We start from the raw sequence: 17,751 nt of genomic DNA, 5'->3' as shown, positions 1-17,751 counted from the left end.
GCTGCTCCTTGTCGGTGGCTGGTGATGTGCTGTCCTTCGTAGCATCATCGACCGGTCATCACCATGGAATTGGGAGAACACGAATGAGTTCTGGGGTGTGTTTGTGATTCCGACCTGGATCTCGGTGGTGGGTGTGGTGATGGCCGGGTTGAGCCCGGTGCTGGCCCTCGGTGGCGTCGCGCTGGGGTCGTACCTGACCCGCAAGTCCGATCGCGAGCTGGACACCTGGCGGCACCGCGAGGAGACGATGCGGATGGTGCGCTGGGCGGTCGAGCAGATCCTCGAGGGCGACGAGGCCGGCACGGATGCCGGCGTGGTGACGCTGCGCTCACTGATGAGGTCGGAACTGTTACAGCCCGAGGACTACGACCTGGTCGCCGCGCTGACCGCGGCGGTAGCGATCGACCGCGTCGGCCCGGCCGCGTACGCTGAAATCGCGGACGCGAACACCGAGATTGTCGAGGGAGGCGCCGATGAGTGAGAAGAAGACCGTCAAGGTCTCCCGGCAGGCCGTCGAGCTGGCCCGGCTGCACGTCGAGGCGGCCCGCAAGGCCGGCCGCAAACCCGAGCCCGGCCTCGCCCGCATCGCCACCGCCCGCCCCGAGCCGACCCCCGGCTGACCACGCCGTAGCGCCCAGCACGGACGCCGTACCGCCTCCCGTCCGTACTGCGTACGCTCGCCGCCGCCGAGTCGGGCGGCACGCCGTGGAGCACCTACACTGATCGACGGCCGCTCCGGTGGCGTACGGTGCCCTCGTGGTGACCACTACGCTGCTCCCTGTTCCCGACCACGGCCGGACAATCCCGTGATCCGCTTCGAGAATGTTTCCAAGACATACGAAGGTCAGTCCAAGGCTGCCCTGCTGAACGTCGACGTCGAGATCGAGAAAGGCGAGTTCGTCTTCCTGGTCGGTACGTCGGGGTCCGGCAAGTCGACGTTCCTGCGCCTCGTACTGCGCGAGCACCGGACCTCCAAGGGCCACATCATGGTGGCCGGCAAGGACCTGAACCGGCTCGCCAGCTGGCGGATCCCGCAGATGCGCCGGCAGATCGGCACCGTCTTCCAGGACTTCCGGCTGCTGCCGAACAAGACCGTCGCCGAGAACGTGGCGTTCGCGCTGCAGGTGATCGGCAAGCCGCGCCAGCACATCCGCAAGACCGTGCCCGAGGTGCTCGAGCTGGTCGGCCTGGACGGCAAGGAGGACCGGATGCCGGACGAGCTGTCCGGCGGCGAGCAGCAGCGGGTGGCGATCGCCCGCGCGTTCGTGAACCGGCCGATGATCCTGATCGCCGACGAGCCGACCGGAAACCTGGACCCCGGCACCTCGATCGGCATCATGAAACTGCTGGACCGGATCAACCGGACCGGCACCACCGTGGTGATGGCCACCCACGACGTGTCGATCGTGGACCAGATGCGCAAGCGCGTGATCGAGCTGGAGAACGGTCATGTCGTCCGCGACGAGTCGCGCGGCGTCTACGGCTACCAGCACTAGGGCAGCTGCATTCCCTGGTATCCCGACCTACGACGTTACGGACTCAACTGTTATGCGCTTGAACTACATCCTCGCCGACCTCGGTATCGGGCTGAAGCGGAACCTGTCGATGACGATCGCGGTCGTCGTCACCATCTGGGTGTCGCTGTCGCTGTTCGGCAGCGCGCTGCTCGCCCGCGAGCAGGTCGACCTGATGAAGGGCAACTGGTACGACAAGATCCAGATCTCGGTCTTCCTCTGCACCAAGGACTCCGGCGGCCGCGGCTGCTCGGGGACCGAGGTCACCACGGAGCAGAAGAACCGGATCAAGCAGGTGATCGAGTCCAGCCCGGACACCGCGCCGGAGGGGGTCTTCGGGGAGACCAAGAAGGAAGCCTTCGACCAGTTCAAGAAGCTGTACAAGGACTCGCCGATCGTCAGCACGGTCACCGAGGACCAGATGCAGGAGTCCTTCCGGGTCAAACTGAAGGATCCCCAGCGCTATCAGAACCTGGTCAGCGCGGTCTCCGGTCTCCCCGGCGTCGACACCGTCCAGGACCTCAGACAGTATCTGGATCCACTCTTCAAGGCGCTGAACGGATTGCAGTTCGGCGCGCTGATCGCGGCCGGGTTGCTGCTGATCGCCGCACTGATGCAGATCTCGAACACGATCCGCCTGGCGGCGTACGCGCGACGGCGGGAGATCGGCATCATGCGCCTGGTGGGCGCCTCGAACTTCTACATCCAGTTGCCGTTCCTGCTGGAGGCGGTGCTGGCCGCCCTGATCGGCGCGGTCCTTGCCTGCGGCACCCTCTGGGTCGGGGTGTACTTCGTCGTCATGCAGCGGGCCCAGGAGACGTTCCGGGTCTGGCAGTGGGTCGGAGCCTCCGAGACCTTCCAGGCCACGCTCATCATGGTGGTCGTCGGCCTGGTGCTCGCCGTGGTCCCGACATTCCTGACAACGCGGAAATACCTCAAAGTCTGACCCGCGTGACCTATGGTCGGTGACAAGTAAGTCACCAGCACCCATAGCAAGGGGTCGACTGTGGTCCCGCACTTCCCCGGTGCGAACCCGCGCAAGCGGGGGAGCATCAAGCGAGACGACAGCATCGGCGCCACCGTCGTACCGGACGGACGGTTCCTCAGGCGACGCCTGGGCGGCCCGCCCGGCCGGCAGACGGTCATCGCCGCTTGCTGCGTTGTCCTGTCCCTGTCCGCCGGAGTTCTGGCGGCGGTCCCGGCTGCCCAGGCAGATCCGCCGGACCCCGCCGCGAAGAAGAAGCAGCTCGATTCGCAGATCCAGACCCAGCGCGGCGAGCTGAACGAGGCATCCGACCAGCTGGCGAAGTCCGTTGCCGCGTACAGCCAGGCCGAGGCGCAGTACCAGGCCGTGCAGGTGAAGTACGCCGCGGCGCAAGGGAAACTGGCTGCCGCGAAGGCCGCCGACCTCGTTGCCGCCAGCAAGCTCAAGGCTGCCGAACTGGCGCTCCAGACGGCGATGGACGAAGTCACCGCGGGCGAGCAGTTGCTCGACGCAAAGAAAGCGGTCGCCGGTCGTGCGGTCCGCTCGGCGTACCAGCAGCAGAACAGCCTGGTCGGGCTGAGCATCGTCCTGCGGGGGGCCTCGCCGGCGGACCTGGCCACTGGCATGCAGGTTCAGCGCAACGTGTTCGGCATTCAGGGCAACGCGATCACCAACCTGAACAACGCCCAGGCCCAGCTCGCGAACAAGCGGGTCAAGGTCCAGGCGGCCGAGCAGGCGGTCGCCGCCCAGCGCGCCGAGGCGGCGCGGACCGTCAAGGAGGTCACCGCGCTGACGCTGCAGGTGGCGGCGGACAAGGCCGAGGCGGCCAAGGTCGCGGCCACCAGGCTGACCGCGCAACAGGCCGCCGAGAAAGAGAAGAACACCGAGCTCGCGCAGTACAACGCGCTGGTCAGTGAACGGACCCGGGTCGAGCAGATCCTGATCGCCCGCGCCCGCGCCGAGAAGGCCGCGGCAGCCCGGCGGAAGGCGGCGCGCGAGGCGGCCGAACGGGCGAAGGCGAAGAAGGAGCACCGGCCGCCGCGGAACATCCCGGACGACCCGGGCAGCTCGTCGGGCCTGAGCTTCCCGATCGACACCTACATCACTTCGCCGTACGGGATGCGCTTCCACCCGATCCTGCACGTCTGGAAGCTGCACGACGGCACGGACTTCGGCGCCGGCTGCGGTACGCCGATCCATGCTGCCGCGAGCGGAGTGGTCACCGACCGTTACTACAACGGTGGCTACGGCAACCGGTTGTTCCTGTCCAACGGGGTGATGCGGGGTTCCTCGATCACCACCGTGTACAACCACTTGTCCCGCTACAAGGTCCGGGTCGGCCAGCACGTCTCGAAGGGCCAGGTGATCGGGTACGTCGGCACCACCGGCTACTCGACCGGCTGCCACCTGCACTTCATGGTCTACCAGGACGGGCGGGTGGTTAACCCGATGAAGTGGTTGTAGGAGTTCTGAGATACTGGTCGGATGGTGAAACAGACCGGCCACAAACCGATCGCGCAGAATCGTAAGGCGCGACACGACTACCACATCGACGACGTGGTGGAGGCCGGACTCGTGCTGACCGGGACCGAGGTGAAGTCCCTGCGGCTGGGCCGGGCCTCCCTCGTCGACGCGTTCGCCGCCGTCCGCGGTCGCGAGCTGTGGCTGCAGGGGATGCACATCCCGGAGTACACGCACGGCACCTGGACCAACCACGAGCCGCGGCGGACGCGCAAACTGCTGCTGCACAAGGACGAACTCGAGAAGCTGATCAAGGCGGTCGAGCAGCAGGGTGTCTCGCTGATCCCGCTGTCGCTGTACTTCAAGGACGGCTACGCGAAGGTCGAGCTCGCGACCGGCCGGGGCAAGAAGGACTACGACAAACGCCACGCCCTGGCCGAACGCCAAGCCAGCCGCGAAGCCCAACGAGCCCTGTCAGACCGCACCCGCCGCTGACCCTTACTCACTTTGTTGGGTTTGTGGTTGGGTCCGCTCGACCACAGCGCCTTCCTTCCCTTCTGGTTTTGTTTGTAGTTGGGGTCCGCTCGACCACAGCGCCTTTCTTCCCTTCTGGTTTTGTCTGTAGTTGGGGTCCGCTCAGGGGCTGGTCCGGGCTGCACCCGATGGGGTGAGGGGTGTCGGGGCGGGAGAGTGGATGCATGTCCACTTCAGACCTGCTGGTGACGCCGGCCCAACGGGACCGCGCGGTCGAGATTCTGCAAGAGATGTACGCCGACGGCCGGCTGGATCACGGCGAGTTCGACACCAGGCTGGAACTGGCGTTGAAGTCGCGGACCCGGGCCGAGCTGAACGGCACCTTCAACGGCCTGGTCTCGCGCCCGGTCCCGACGTACGCACCGGCCGCCTTCACCCGGCCCGCACCGCTGCAGCGACGCGACAGCCAGGGCCGGGGGATGGGGATGGTCGCGCACTGGCTCGGCTATCCCACCTTCTTCGTCGGCCCGGCGTTGATCGTCGCGACCGCGGGCAAGGAGAATCCGGCCGTCCGCAAGCACGCCGTCGAGGCGCTGAACTTCCAGTTGACCGCCCTGATGGCCTTCGCGCTGCTGGGGGTCGTGACCGGGGTGACCCAGGGGTTCACCGGGTTCCTCTTCCCGTTGGTCGGCCTGGTCTGGTTCGTGCTGACCGGCATCGGCGGTCTGGCGGCGCTGCTCGGCTCCGACTTCCGCTACCCGTTCACGCTGCGGCTCGTCCGCTGAGCGGGGAATCCCAGATGCGGGCCGCTTGTTGCAGTTGGTAGTGTGGGTGACCTGCGGTCGGCCGCAGGTGTTTGACAACTCAACATGGGGGTGAACGGTTTCGACTTTGGACGGACGATCCAAGGGAAGCGGGCCGAGGATCCAGGGTTATCTCGTAAACGATCTCTGGAAACCAATAACTGCCGATGCAAATCGCAGTCACTTCGCTCTCGCCGCCTGACGGCCTGAGCCAATGAAGTGGGTCAGCCCGGGTTTGCTTCCGACCCGGTTCCTGGCCTCAGCTAGGAAGCTTGCTTCGTCAACTCGGTCACGGGGTTGACGCGGGACATTTACAGTGACTGAGCTCGTCAGCAACCCTGTCTGTGGGAGTGCTGGAGCCGAGAAAAGCGACTAACAGACTGCGCCCGGAGAAGTCTTGGGTCGACGCTGAAGGACGCGGGTTCGATTCCCGCCACCTCCACCCCTTTGAGTCGAACAGAGAAGTGCCTGGTCAGAGCAATCTTGACCAGGCACTTTCTCGTTCCACGACCGGTTTACGATCAGCCGATGCGCATGACGCGCAGATCGGCACCAGGACGGAGGATCTGCGAATGGCTCATGACGGTGACGACAAAGCCGGCGGGGCTCGAATTCAGAACCTGCGAGTGCTCGAGGGCCGCTTCGTGCTCGAGCGGGTGTCCGACGTACGGCAGGTCGTCCCCGGAGCCGGTCTGCTCGCGCTCGTGCTCGGTCCGGACGGAGGCGCGGCGATGCGGCGCGACGACACGGCCGAGGACGGTTGGGTGGCGCTCTGGAACGGCGACGACGCGCACGATCCGGAAGCGACGGGGATGCTGAGCGCGATCGTCGCCCCGCTCGCCGCCAACGATCTCCCGGTCTGGACCGCCGCGAGCTACGACGGAGACCTCGTACTCGTCCCGGCCGCCCGTTTCGACGAAGCCATCGACGTACTACGCGCAGCCGGCCACCACGTAGCCGTCTGACGGAGATCCGCCGGCGGCGGCGGAGCGCTGTTCGTGACCTGCGACGCGTCTGTGGAAGACGGCGGTGTCACATCGACGCCCGTAACGCCCGGCGAGGGCGAAGCGATAGTTGGGATAGGCGACGCGTCGGTGTACGACGTGTCGCCAGGGGGCACTGACCCCACACGAGCATCGGGTACTCGAGGATTCGGTGACTCCAGGTCCCGGCGTTGAAAAGCAGCGCCGGGACTGCCTCTGTCCGGGCCGTGATCAGTTCTGGTTCGCGGCTCTGGTGATGACGTCGGTGACGATCCTTTCCGCGACGGTCCTGAGCTTGGTGTTGCTGTCCTGGGAGGTCCGCACCAGGAACGCGAACGCGCGGTCAGGGCTGAGCGTGTAGCGCTCCATCACGATTCCGACTGCCTGGCCGATCGCGTTGCGGGTGATCAGCGCCTGGTTCATGGTGTCTTCCTGGCGGGACCAGCCCATCGCGACGGCGACCAGCCCCGCGAACAGCGCGCCAAGAGCGCGGGTGTCGGAGTCGAGGCTGTGTGGCTGGTCGGCGTACAGGTTCAGCGCTCCGCGCACGTGCGGCTCGGCGCGGAACTGGAAAGCGATCTGCGCGCCGAAACCGAGCGCCGCGGCTTTCGGTCCGTACTGCGGCCAGCGGGGGTCGGCGGCGAGATCAGGTGTCTCGACCACCGGTTCCGACAGTGCCGCTTCCAGGCAGGGGCCTTCGAGCAGCTGGTACTGCAGTTTGTCGGCCAGCACCACCCGCTCGTCGGTCGGCGCCAGTGTCTCGATACGGCCGTCCCGGGTCGTGATCGACAAACTCGCCTGATCGACGCCCGGCACCGTCTCGACCACGCTGGCCAAGAGATGCTCGAGCGTCTTGCCCAGATCGATCGGTGCCTTCAACGCCGCCGCGGCGGCCGTCATCACCGCGGCCAGGTCATCGGACGGATCCAGAGTCATCCGCAACTCCTCAGCAAAACCATGACAATCTCGACTTCCCCTGCTCCTCCAATTATGTCGTCCGGCCCGCCAAGCTGGTGCGAAACCTATGCGTCAGTCCCTGCCGGGTCACTCGCGGTGCCATCGACTGCCCCGGCGAATCCCTTCGCGGCCGCCGACCAGGTCGACCGGTCCGACCTTGAAGAGATACCGCTGCATCTCCTGGTAAACGATCTGGTAATCCGCTGGCCAGTGCCGTGCTGAAACCGGCGATGTCGTCGCCCACCACGTGGTAAATGCTTTGTCCCGGTTAGTCGTTCGGCAAGGCCTCGGCCCGGATCTCGAACGCCTTCCATTCTCTGCTGAGATCGCTGCCGGTGATCGTCTCTCAGAAGGTCATTTCCCGCTCTCCTTGAGCTTGGTGATCCGTGCCGTGACGTACTCCCATTTCACCCAGAACGCCGCCAATTCATCGCGGCCGGCGTCGTTGAGCGCATAGAACTTGCGCGGCGGGCCCTGCTCGGACGGTCGTTTCGTGACCTCGACGAGCCCTTTCTTCTCCAGCCGCAGCAGAATGGTGTAGACCGTGCCCTCGATGACGTCGGCGAAGCCGAGTTCGTTCAGCCGACGCGTGATGGCGTACCCGTAGGTCTCCGCCCTGCCGATGATCTCCAGCACACAGCCCTCGAGCGTGCCTTTCAGCATCTCGGTCAGATCGTCCATCGGCGCCCTCTTCGGTTCTCCTGCTACTCGGTAACACCGAGTACCACTACACGGTACCGCCGAGTACTGGTCGCCGTCGGTCCGGATCCATGGGGGATGGTCGCCGGTGCGGTCGCGGAAAAAGGTCACCGATCGGCTGAAGCAATCAGCCGCTTTATGCCGGGAAAACGCTCTTTTTTCGGCTGACAACGCAGTCAACTGTCTCGCTTGTGCCAGCGGCAGTAATGGGCGTTGACCATGATATGAGACGGGCATAGTGTCCCCCCGCGATCCACCGGCGTTGGAAGAGGGGTAAAGGAAGTAGTGAGGCCCGGTGGTGTCCGGAGCGTTCCAGGCGGAATAGGTGCACCCGCCTGCCAGCCCGGCGCATCGCAACCCGCCCAGCACCATTTCCTGAAGGGGCCACGCCCATGGTCTTGTTTCAGCGTTCCCGAAAGACCGCCACTTTTCTGGCGGTCACCGGTCTGACGGTCGTTTCCGTCGCCGGTCTCGGAGCCGCGTCGTCCACCGCCGCTCCGAGTGCAGCACCTCCGCCCCGGCCCACCCAGGCCCAGTCGAAGGCCTTCGCGGCCCAGGCTGCGTCGTCGCTGGTGTCCCAGCTGCCGGCCGGCCTGCACGCAGGCAAGAGCGACAAGTTCGTCGCCAAGCCGGTCATCTCCGAGCAGACCGGTCTGCAGTACGTCCCGTACGAGCGCACCTTCAAGGGTCTCCCGGTCGTCGGCGGTGACTTCGTGGTCGTCACCGACGAGCACGGTGCCGTCAAGAGCACCTCGGTAGCCCAGAGCGTGGCGATCCCGGACCTGTCCACGACAGCCGGAATCACCGCCGCGGCCGCGAAGGCGACCGCGACCAAGCAGCTCAAGAAGGTCACCTCCAGCACCCAGCCGACGCTGGCCGTCTACGCGCTCGGCAGCAAGCCGACCCTCGCGTGGCAGTCGCGCGTCACCGGCTTCAAGGGCAAGGAGCCGTCGAGCCTGTCGGTCTACGTCGACGCGAAGACCGGCAAGGTGCTCAGCACCAAAGAGCACGTGATGGCAGGCAACGGTACGGCGGCCATCAGCGGACCGAACCCGGTCCACCTGGACACCACGCTGTCCGGCAGCACGTACTCGATGAAGGACCCCAACTCGGCCAACACCTCCTGCCAGGACGCGGCGACCAACACCACGTTCTCCGGCCCGGACGACAACTGGGGCAACGGCACCGGCACCAACAAGGAGACCGGCTGCGTCGACGCACTGTTCTCGTACCAGACCGAGCGGCACATGCTCGCCGACTGGCTCGGCCGTAACGGTGCCGACGGCAACGGCGGCGCCTGGCCGATCCGCGTCGGTCTGAACGACCAGAACGCCTACTACGACGGCACCCAGGTCCAGGTCGGCAAGAACACCGCCGGCGCCTGGATCGGTTCGATGGACGTGCTGGGCCACGAGATGGGCCACGGCATCGACGACCACACCCCGGGTGGGATCTCCGGATCCGGGACCCAGGAGTTCGTCGCCGACACCTTCGGTGCGGCCACCGAGTTCTACAGCAACCAGTCGGCCTCGTACGACCCGCCGGACTTCCTGGTCGGCGAAGAGGTCAACCTGGTCGGCAGCGGCCCGATCCGCAACATGTACAACCCGTCGGCGGTCGGCGACCCGAACTGCTACTCGAGCTCGATCCCGGGCTCCGAGGTGCACGCCGCGGCCGGACCTGGTGACCACTGGTTCGTGCTGGTCTCCCAGGGCAGCGGCGGCTCGCCGAACGTCCCGACCTGCAACAGCTCGACGGTGACCGGCCTCGGCATCCAGAAGGCCATCCGGATCATGTACAACGCGATGCTGATGAAGACGAGCAGCAGCTCGTACCTGAAGTACCGCACCTGGACGCTGACCGCGGCCAAGAACCTGTACTCGCCGAGCTGCACCGAGTTCAACACCGTCAAGGCGGCGTGGGACGCGGTGAGCGTTCCGGCTCAGGCCGGCGACCCGACGTGTAGCACCAGCGGTGGCGTCACCGTCACCAACCCGGGCAACAAGACCGGCACGGTCGGTACGCCGATCGCCTCGTTCACCTTGTCGGCCTCGGGCGGCACCGCGCCGTACACCTGGTCCGCCACCGGCTTGCCGGGTGGCCTGACGATCGGTTCCTCCACGGGCACGATCTCCGGCACCCCGACCGCCAACGGCACCTTCAACGTGACGGCGACCGCTACGGCGAGCGCCGGTGGGTCCGGCAGCACCACCTTCACCATCACCATCGGTGGCGGCGGCGGTACCTGCTCCGGCCAGAAGCTCGGCAACCCGGGCTTCGAGACCGGTACGGCGTCGCCGTGGTCGGCCTCGTCGGGCGTGATCGACAACTCGACCGGCCAGGCCGCGCACACCGGCTCCTGGAAGGCGTGGATGGACGGCTACGGCACCACCCACACCGACACCCTGAGCCAGTCGGTCGCGATCCCGGCCGGTTGCCACGCGGTGCTCTCGTTCTACCTGCACATCGATTCGGCCGAGACCACCACCACGACTCAGTACGACAAGCTGACCGTGAAGGCGGGCTCGACCACGCTGGCGACCTACTCCAACCTCAACAAGGCTTCGGGCTACTCGCTGAAGTCGTTCGACGTGTCGTCGCTGGCGGGCCAGACGGTCTCGATCAGCTTCAGCGGCACTGAGGACTCCTCGCTCCAGACCTCGTTCGTCGTCGACGACACAGGCCTCAACCTGAGCTGACGAACAGGGCACGACCAGTAACAGCCGGCCGCCTCACCCCCCAAGGGTGAGGCGGCCGGTGCTTTGCTTGCTCAGTTCAACGACATCCGCGGTTCGCCGTTGAGGAGGCCGGGGCCGGCGATGGTGCAGGTGCCCGCGTGATCGAGGGTGTAGGACTGGCGGATGCAGGAGCGGAGCGCGAGCTGGGCCCAGTAGTTGGGGTGCAGGGACTCCTGGATGTAGTAGTTCGAGCCGATCGTGGTGACCGTGCGGATCTGGTTGATCCATTCGGTCTTGTCGACGGCGGCCGGCTGGGTCCAGGACGACAGGCCGGCCTCTTCGTACAGGCCGACGCCGGACTCACACAGGCGGCGGCCGTTGAAGGCGGACTGGAGTTCGAGGATGCGGGCGTTGGCCAGACCCGACTGGCCGACGGCCGCGCGGACGGTGTTGTTGATGGTGGCCAGCGCGGTGCTGTTGGCCCAGTCCGCGTCGGCGTTCCAGAAGCCGCACCCGCCGGTGTTCTGCCGGCCGTAGCCGCTCTCGCCGTAGCGGAAGCCGCTGCCGGCCGGGATCGGTGACGGGTAGGTCTGCACCTGCAGGGTCCACGCGGTGTCGGCGTACCCGGCGTTGCGCATCGCCGTGCGGAGGTTCTGGAACGAGGTGGCGATCCGGGCCCGTACCGCGGTGACGTTGGCGGCGGTGAAGTTCGCGACCACCGACGAGTCGTCCTTGCAGTAGTCCTTGAACCAGGTCGGCGAGGTGAGGAAGTCGGTCACGCAGGAGGTGACGATCGAGGCGAAGTTGAAGTCGTTGCCGCCGATCGAGGCGACCACCAGTTTGACGTTGTGGGTGGCGGCGAACTGCTGCAGGAGTTTCGCCTGGCCGAGATGGCCGTTGCCGTCGTCGTAGAAGTCGAGGCCTGGCTTGAAGGCGTCACCGGTGGTGGTACCGGTGCTCGCGCCGGAGCAGGCGAGATTCATCCCGCCGACGCCGCTGCCGATATAGGCCTCGGCGGAGCGACTGCGATGGCATTTGGGGATGGTCTCGCCGGTGCCGGCGGCGTTGTCGTGGTACGCATGCGCGCCGAGCGCGTCGGCCGGCGTCTCCGAGTTGTTCGAGCTGCCGGCCCAGCGGCCGGCCTCGCCCGAGATGTAGGAGTCGCCGACCGACACGACGTACGGCGTACCGGCGCCTGGGCCGTCGGCGTGGGCGGTGGACGTGCTGACAACCAGGGCGGCGGCTGTCAGCAGGAATGCACTGGCGACGGACGAACTGCGATGGATCTTCACCGGTTGGCCTCATCTCGGACGAAGGGGCGGAGGGCGACCGTCGGACCCCGTGACCGGCCACCTGGCTCGGGAATCTACTCCCGGGTAACGCGTTCGGATAGACCGAGAGTGCTGGCATGTTCTCGCAGTGTCACGATCATGCCAATCCGGCTGCGGCCCGGACCCGTGGTGCGAGAGCATGGGCGGCATGCCAGTGGAGGGTCCGCAGCTGCCGGTCGGCACGCAGGTCGTACTGCGGGTCGCCCGACCCGATTCCGACGGCGGCACCGCCCAGCGTGGTGCGACCGGCCGGGTCAGCGGCGTCACCCCGGACGGCCGCTACCTGGTGCACCTGGTCGACGGACGCGACGCCACCGCTGGACGCGACCAGCTCAGCCTGCGTACGGCGTACCAGGATGAAGCGGTCGCCGTGGATCAGGTCGACGGCGACGAACTGGTGCGGAAGTACACCGTGTACGCCGCGGTGGTCGGCTCGCGTGCGTTCGGGCTCGCCACGGATTCGTCCGACACCGATACGCGCGGCGTGTACGTCGCGCCGACCGAGGTTTTCTGGTCGCTCGCGAAGCCGCCGATGCACGTCGACGGACCGGACCCGGAGTGGTTCTCGTGGGAGGTCGAGCGGTTCTGCGAGCTTGCGCTGAAGGCGAATCCGAACCTGCTCGAAGTGCTCCACTCGCCGCTGGTGGTCCGGCAGACGCCACTGGGCGAGGAACTGGTGGAACTGCGACAGGCGTTTCTGTCGCAGCTCGCGTACCAGACGTACTCCGGCTACGTGCTGAGCCAGTTCAAGAAACTCGAGGCGGACTTCCGGCGCGACGGCGCGCCGAAATGGAAGCACGTCATGCACCTGATCAGGTTGTTGCTCGCGGCCCGCACATTGCTTGCTGAGGGCAAATTAGTTGTCGACGTCGGCCAGCATCGTGAACGGCTGCTGGCGATCAAGCGAGGCGAATCCGGCTGGCCCGATGTGGAACGCTGGCGGCTGTCCCTGCACGAGGAACTCGACCGGGCGCTGGCGCGAACCGTGCTGCCGGCAACCCCCGATGTCGGTAGGGTCGACGCCTGGCTCAGGTCGGTCCGGAAGAGGAGCATCGGTGACGCGTGACATGCGAACGCTCGACTACGCCGAGCTCCGCGGCATCGTCGGCGACCAGCCGTACGACCTGCTCTTCGCCACCGTGTCCGGTGCTCACCTCTACGGCTTTCCGTCGAAGGACTCCGACGTCGATCTCCGTGGGGTTCACGTCCTGCCGGTGGCCGAGGTCATCGGGTTGAGCGGAGGACCGGAGACGCTTGATCGGACCTGGTTCCAGAACGAGGCGGAGGTCGACCTCGTCACCCATGACCTGGCCAAGTTCCTCCGGCTGATGCTGCGCCGCAACGGCTATGTGCTGGAGCAGGTGCTTTCGCCCCTGGTCGTGGTGACCAGTGCGGGACATGAGGAACTGGTCGCGCTGGCGCCCGGGTGCCTGACGAAGTGGCATGCGCATCACTACCGGGGGTTCGGGAAGACGCAGTGGGCGTTGTTCGGCAAGACGGGGGAGCTCAAGCCGCTGCTCTACACGTTCCGTGTGCTGTTGACCGGCATCCACTTGATGCGCACGGGTGAGGTGCAGGCCGATCTGCGGGAGTTGCTCGGCGGCGCACCGTCGTACCTGCCGGAGCTGATGGCGGCCAAGGCGGAGGTCGAGCACGGTCCCGTGGCCGGGCCGTCCGTCGACGTGATCGAGCGCGACGTGGTGCGGTTGCAGGCCGTGCTCGACGAGGCCGAGCTCCGGTCGAAGTTGCCGGACGAGCCCTCGGCGGCGCCGGCGTTGAACGATCTGCTGATTCGTACGCGCCTCGTTGCGCATTAGTGCGCACTGCCCCCTGGGCAGGCACGGACACGGGCACTAGAGTATTTACTTAACCTCGTGAAGCTATTGACATCCCTGCCGGTAGGGTAAATAGTTCCGTCCTGAAATCAATCAGAAGGCAGAGTGAATCAACAGTGTCGAACATCAAGGTGCTGCAGCTGCGCTCCGCGGGCGTGAGTCTCGTGCTCGACTGTTCCGGTCCGGGGCTGCCGTCCGTGCTGCACTGGGGCGCTGATCTGGGCGAACTCGGCGATGCCGCTCTGGTTGATCTCAGGCGTGGCGCGGGAGCGGTCCAGGTCGGCAACGGCCTCGACGAGAACCAGCCGGTCGCGATCATCCCGGAGTACTCGTCGGGCTGGTTCGGGCTGCCCGGATTGAACGGTCACCGCGACGGCCAGGACTTCTCCGCGTCGTTCCAGCTCAGCGAGGTGGCCCGGACCGGCAACACGGTCCAGGTCACCGCGAGTGACCCGCAGGCCGGACTGGGACTCGCGCTGGTGATCGAGCTGACCGACTCGGGGCTGGTCCGAACCAAGGCCGAACTGACGAACACGGGCGATTCGCCGTACACGGTCGACGGGCTGGTGCTCGCCCTGCCGGTACCGACCGAGGCGACCGAGCTGCTCGACCTGACCGGCCGGCACATCGGTGAGCGGCACCCGCAGCGCAGCGCGTTCACCCAGGGCCTGCATGTCCGCGACAACCGCCGCGGCCGCACCGGTGCCGACGCCACGCTGCTCCTGTACGCCGGGACGCCCGGCTTCGACTTCGGCACCGGCGAGATCTGGGGCGTGCACACCGCCTGGAGCGGCAACCACCGCTCGTACGCCGAACGCGGGATGAGCGGTTTCGCCGTCATCGGCGGTGGCGAGCTGTTGCTCCCCGGCGAGGGCCGCCTCGAATCGGGCGGCAGCTACGCGACCCCGTGGATCTACGGCTCGTACGGCGTGGGCCTCGACCAGGTGTCGACCCGCTTCCACGAGTACCTGCGGGCCCGGCCGACCCACCCGTCGACCGAGCGGCCCGTCGTACTGAACACCTGGGAGGCCGTGTACTTCGACCTCGACCTGGACAAGTTGAAGTCGCTCGCGGACGCGGGGGCCGAGGTCGGCGCCGAGCGGTTCGTGCTCGACGACGGCTGGTTCCGCGGCCGCCGCGACGACCACGCCGGGCTGGGCGACTGGTACGTCGACGAGGGGATCTGGCCGAAGGGCCTGCACCCGTTGGTCGACCACGTCACCGGCCTCGGCCTGCAGTTCGGTCTCTGGGTGGAACCGGAGATGGTGAACCCGAACTCCGACCTGGCCCGTGAGCACCCCGAGTGGATCCTTGCCACCGGCCACCGGATGCCGCCGACCGCGCGGCACCAGCAGGGACTGAACCTCGGCATCCAGGGCGCCTACGACTACCTGCTCGAGCGGCTCGACAGCCTGCTGACCGAGTACGACATCAGCTACCTGAAGTGGGACCACAACCGCGACTTCGTTGACGGCGGCAACCAGTTGACCGGCACGGCCGGCATCCACGAGCAGACGCTCGCGGTGTACCGGTTGCTGGACGAGCTGAAGCGGCGTCATCCCGGACTGGAGATCGAGTCTTGCTCGTCCGGTGGCGCGCGCGTCGACCTCGCCATCCTGGAGCGGACCGACCGGGTCTGGGGCAGCGACAGCAACGACGCCCTGGAGCGGCAGAAGATCCAGCGGTACACGCAGTTGCTGCTGCCGCCCGAGCTGATCGGCTGTCACGTCGGCCCGCCGAAGGCGCACACCACCGGCCGCACGCAGAGCCTCGCGTTCCGCGCCACGACCGCCTTGTTCGGGCACTTCGGCATCGAGTGGGACATCAGCTCGGCGTCGCCCGAAGAACGCGCGGAGCTGGCAGGCTGGGTCGCGCTGCACAAGGAGCTCCGGCCGCTGCTGCACACCGGCCGGGTGGTCCGCGCCGATCGCGGCTCGGACGACTTCCTGCTGCACGGAGTGGTCGCGCAGGACGGGTCCCGAGCGGTGTACTCCGCCGTACAGCTGGCCCAGTCGATCACCTCCGAAGTGGGCCGGGTCCGGTTGCCGGGTCTCACCAAGGACCGGGTCTACCGGGTGAAGAAGCTGGCCACGCCTGGTGCGGAGCCGAGAAACAGTGCGCCTTGGTGGACCGACGGCGTGGAGCTGAACGGCGCCGCGCTCGCGGCCGCCGGCGTACAGGTACCGGCCCAGTGGCCGGAGAGCGCGGTACTGCTGGAAGTTCTGGCCATCGACTAGAAGGAGATCGCCCGTGACCGTGACGACGAGTCCCCCTCGACAACGACGAAGTCTCGGGGACCTGAAGGTCGCGATGATCTTCCTGGCTCCGGCCACGCTGGGGTTCGTGGTGTTCTACATCTGGCCCACGCTCCGCGGCGCGTACCTGAGCTTCACCGAGTACAGCCTGCTGTCGGCACCGAAGTTCAACGGGCTCGACAACTACGAGCGGATGGTGCACGACAGCTTCTTCTGGAACGCGCTCGGGGTCACGGTCGAGTACGTGCTGATCAACATCGGCGTGCAGACCGTGCTCGCGGTCGGGATCGCGATGCTGATGTACCGGCTGACCAAGTCGATCACGGTCCGCGCGGTGGTGCTGCTGCCGTACCTGGTGGCGAACGTCGTCGTCGCGCTGGTCTGGTACTGGATGCTCGACTACCAGGTCGGCATCGTGAACCAGGCGCTGAGCTGGATCGGGATCGACCCGGTCGCCTTCTTCGGCGACTCGCACTGGGCGATCCCGACCGTTGCCTTGATCAACGTCTGGCGGCACATGGGCTACACGGCGCTGCTGGTGTTCGCCGGTCTGCAGACGATTCCTTCGTACGTGTACGAAGCCGCCGAGGTGGACGGCTCGACCGAGCTGAAGACGTTCTGGCGGATCACCCTGCCGCTGCTGCGGCCCGTGCTCGTGATGGTCCTGGTGGTCACCATGATCGGGTCGTTCCAGATCTTCGACACCGTCGCCGTGACGACCCAGGGCGGCCCGATCAACGCCACCCGGGTCATCTACTACTACATCTACGAGCGAGCCTTCACCCGCTTCGACTTCGGCTACGCCTCGGCGATGGCGCTGGTGCTGTTCGCCATCCTCGCCGTCATCTCACTGCTGCAGTTGCGGTTGCTCCGGGCGAAGGAGAGTGATCTGGCATGAGGCGTGAACTGAGTGTGGGCCGCATCGTCGCCTGGGCGCTGTTGATCGTGCTGATGGTGCTGACGCTGTTCCCCTTCTACTGGATGCTTCGTACCGCGTTCTCGGACAACACCCAGTTGCCCGGGCACCCGAGTTCGCTGCTCCCGGTGGAGTCGACCCTCGGGGCCTTCAAGCGGGTCCTCGGCCTGTCGTCGGTCGCCGAGGCGCAGGCACAGGGCGGGTCCGGTGCGGCGGTGAACTTCTGGCTCTACCTGCGCAACTCGCTGATCGTGTCGACCGTCACCACGGTCTGCCAGGTGTTCTTCAGCGCGATGGCGGCGTACGCGTTCGCGCGGTTGCGCTGGCCCGGCCGGGACAAGGTGTTCGCGCTGTTCCTGGCCGCCTTGATGGTGCCGCCGATCTTCACCACGTTGCCGAACTTCGCGCTGATCAAGAACCTCGGGTTGCTGAACAGCTTCGCCGGCATCATCCTGCCCGGTGCCTTCATGACCCCGTTCGCGATCTTCTTCCTCCGCCAGTTCTTCCTCGGCATCAACCGGGAACTGGAGGAGGCGGCGATGATCGACGGCGCCGGCCACCGGCGGATCTTCTTCGGCCTGATCATCCCGATGAGCGCCGCGCCGATCACGACGCTCGCGATCCTCACCTACATCAACTCGTGGAACGACTACTTCTGGCCGTTGCTGGTCGGTCAGCAGGAGAAGGTCCGGGTGCTCACGGTCGCGCTCGGTGTCTTCCGCTCGCAGACCCCACAGGGCGGGCCGGACTGGGCCGGGCTGATGGCGGCGACGCTGATCGCGGCGCTGCCGATGATCATCCTGTTCGTGGCGTTCGCCCGCCGGATCACCAACTCCATCGGCTTCTCCGGGATCAAGTGA

17 protein-coding genes and 1 other RNA gene are annotated in these 17,751 nt (G+C 66.6%); 15 read left to right on the top strand and 3 right to left on the bottom strand.

Annotation, left to right across the window (positions count from 1 at the left end; genetic code table 11):
- Positions 1–103 precede the first annotated feature (103 nt).
- The 9 genes from EV138_RS09090 to EV138_RS09055 all read left to right on the top strand — a co-directional run bounded on the left by EV138_RS09090 (position 104) and on the right by EV138_RS09055 (position 6,202).
- Positions 104–481, top strand: coding sequence for a hypothetical protein (locus EV138_RS09090; RefSeq protein ID WP_133977948.1), 378 nt, complete (start codon positions 104–106; stop codon positions 479–481).
- Entirely contained in the window at positions 474–620 is a 147-nt protein-coding gene (locus EV138_RS37235; RefSeq protein WP_157979835.1) for a hypothetical protein, read from the top strand. The genes EV138_RS09090 and EV138_RS37235 overlap by 8 nt, the downstream gene beginning before the upstream one ends.
- Before the next feature lie 186 nt (positions 621–806).
- Positions 807–1,496 (top strand): cell division ATP-binding protein FtsE, encoded by a 690-nt coding sequence (gene ftsE / locus EV138_RS09085; protein ID WP_112246967.1) that lies wholly within the window; start codon positions 807–809, stop codon positions 1,494–1,496.
- 52 nt (positions 1,497–1,548) lie between these two features.
- Positions 1,549–2,460 carry a permease-like cell division protein FtsX gene (gene ftsX, locus EV138_RS09080; RefSeq protein WP_112246969.1) on the top strand — a complete coding sequence of 304 codons (912 nt, stop codon included), beginning with the start codon at positions 1,549–1,551 and terminating at the stop codon, positions 2,458–2,460.
- A 60-nt stretch (positions 2,461–2,520) separates the two neighbouring features.
- On the top strand, positions 2,521–3,963 hold the full coding sequence (locus tag EV138_RS09075) for a M23 family metallopeptidase (protein ID WP_133977947.1): 1,443 nt from the start codon (positions 2,521–2,523) through the stop codon (positions 3,961–3,963).
- A gap of 21 nt (positions 3,964–3,984) precedes the next feature.
- Entirely contained in the window at positions 3,985–4,455 is a 471-nt protein-coding gene (gene smpB / locus EV138_RS09070; protein ID WP_133977946.1) for an SsrA-binding protein SmpB, read from the top strand.
- A gap of 203 nt (positions 4,456–4,658) precedes the next feature.
- Entirely contained in the window at positions 4,659–5,219 is a 561-nt protein-coding gene (locus tag EV138_RS09065) for a DUF1707 and DUF4870 domain-containing protein (RefSeq protein WP_112246975.1), read from the top strand.
- 86 nt (positions 5,220–5,305) lie between these two features.
- Positions 5,306–5,682: a transfer-messenger RNA gene (ssrA, locus tag EV138_RS09060) on the top strand.
- A 127-nt stretch (positions 5,683–5,809) separates the two neighbouring features.
- Complete coding sequence (locus EV138_RS09055; RefSeq protein ID WP_133977945.1) at positions 5,810–6,202, top strand: ACT domain-containing protein; 393 nt, start codon at positions 5,810–5,812, stop codon at positions 6,200–6,202.
- 249 nt (positions 6,203–6,451) lie between these two features.
- On the opposite strand, the gene EV138_RS09050 is transcribed toward EV138_RS09055, so the two are convergent.
- Both EV138_RS09050 and EV138_RS09045 read right to left on the bottom strand, forming a co-directional pair.
- Entirely contained in the window at positions 6,452–7,156 is a 705-nt protein-coding gene (locus EV138_RS09050) for a GAF and ANTAR domain-containing protein (RefSeq protein WP_133977944.1), read from the bottom strand.
- A 375-nt stretch (positions 7,157–7,531) separates the two neighbouring features.
- The gene (locus tag EV138_RS09045) at positions 7,532–7,858 is read right to left on the bottom strand and encodes a PadR family transcriptional regulator (protein ID WP_133977943.1); all 327 of its coding nucleotides are present in this window, start codon (positions 7,856–7,858) and stop codon (positions 7,532–7,534) included.
- 410 nt (positions 7,859–8,268) lie between these two features.
- Between EV138_RS09045 and EV138_RS09040 the strand changes: the two genes are divergently transcribed.
- Entirely contained in the window at positions 8,269–10,575 is a 2,307-nt protein-coding gene (locus EV138_RS09040) for a M4 family metallopeptidase (protein WP_133977942.1), read from the top strand.
- 71 nt (positions 10,576–10,646) lie between these two features.
- Here EV138_RS09040 and EV138_RS09035 read toward each other — a convergent pair whose 3' ends face one another.
- Positions 10,647–11,846, bottom strand: coding sequence for an SGNH/GDSL hydrolase family protein (locus tag EV138_RS09035; protein ID WP_238158030.1), 1,200 nt, complete (start codon positions 11,844–11,846; stop codon positions 10,647–10,649).
- 187 nt (positions 11,847–12,033) lie between these two features.
- Here EV138_RS09035 and EV138_RS09030 point away from each other — a divergent pair, with 187 nt between their 5' ends.
- The 5 genes from EV138_RS09030 (at position 12,034) to EV138_RS09010 (ending at position 17,751) form a co-directional block, all read left to right on the top strand.
- On the top strand, positions 12,034–12,951 hold the full coding sequence (locus EV138_RS09030) for a nucleotidyltransferase domain-containing protein (protein ID WP_133977941.1): 918 nt from the start codon (positions 12,034–12,036) through the stop codon (positions 12,949–12,951).
- The gene (locus tag EV138_RS09025) at positions 12,941–13,702 is read left to right on the top strand and encodes a nucleotidyltransferase domain-containing protein (RefSeq protein ID WP_238158029.1); all 762 of its coding nucleotides are present in this window, start codon (positions 12,941–12,943) and stop codon (positions 13,700–13,702) included. Before EV138_RS09030 ends, EV138_RS09025 begins: the two co-directional genes overlap by 11 nt.
- 134 nt (positions 13,703–13,836) lie before the next feature.
- Complete coding sequence (locus EV138_RS09020) at positions 13,837–15,957, top strand: alpha-galactosidase (RefSeq protein ID WP_133977940.1); 2,121 nt, start codon at positions 13,837–13,839, stop codon at positions 15,955–15,957.
- A 13-nt stretch (positions 15,958–15,970) separates the two neighbouring features.
- On the top strand, positions 15,971–16,873 hold the full coding sequence (locus EV138_RS09015; protein WP_133977939.1) for a carbohydrate ABC transporter permease: 903 nt from the start codon (positions 15,971–15,973) through the stop codon (positions 16,871–16,873).
- Positions 16,870–17,751, top strand: coding sequence for a carbohydrate ABC transporter permease (locus EV138_RS09010; protein ID WP_133977938.1), 882 nt, complete (start codon positions 16,870–16,872; stop codon positions 17,749–17,751). The genes EV138_RS09015 and EV138_RS09010 overlap by 4 nt, the downstream gene beginning before the upstream one ends.

It is taken from the genome of Kribbella voronezhensis, from assembly GCF_004365175.1.
Taxonomy (GTDB): domain Bacteria; phylum Actinomycetota; class Actinomycetes; order Propionibacteriales; family Kribbellaceae; genus Kribbella; species Kribbella voronezhensis.
This window is presented reverse-complemented; position numbering and strand designations above follow the sequence as displayed.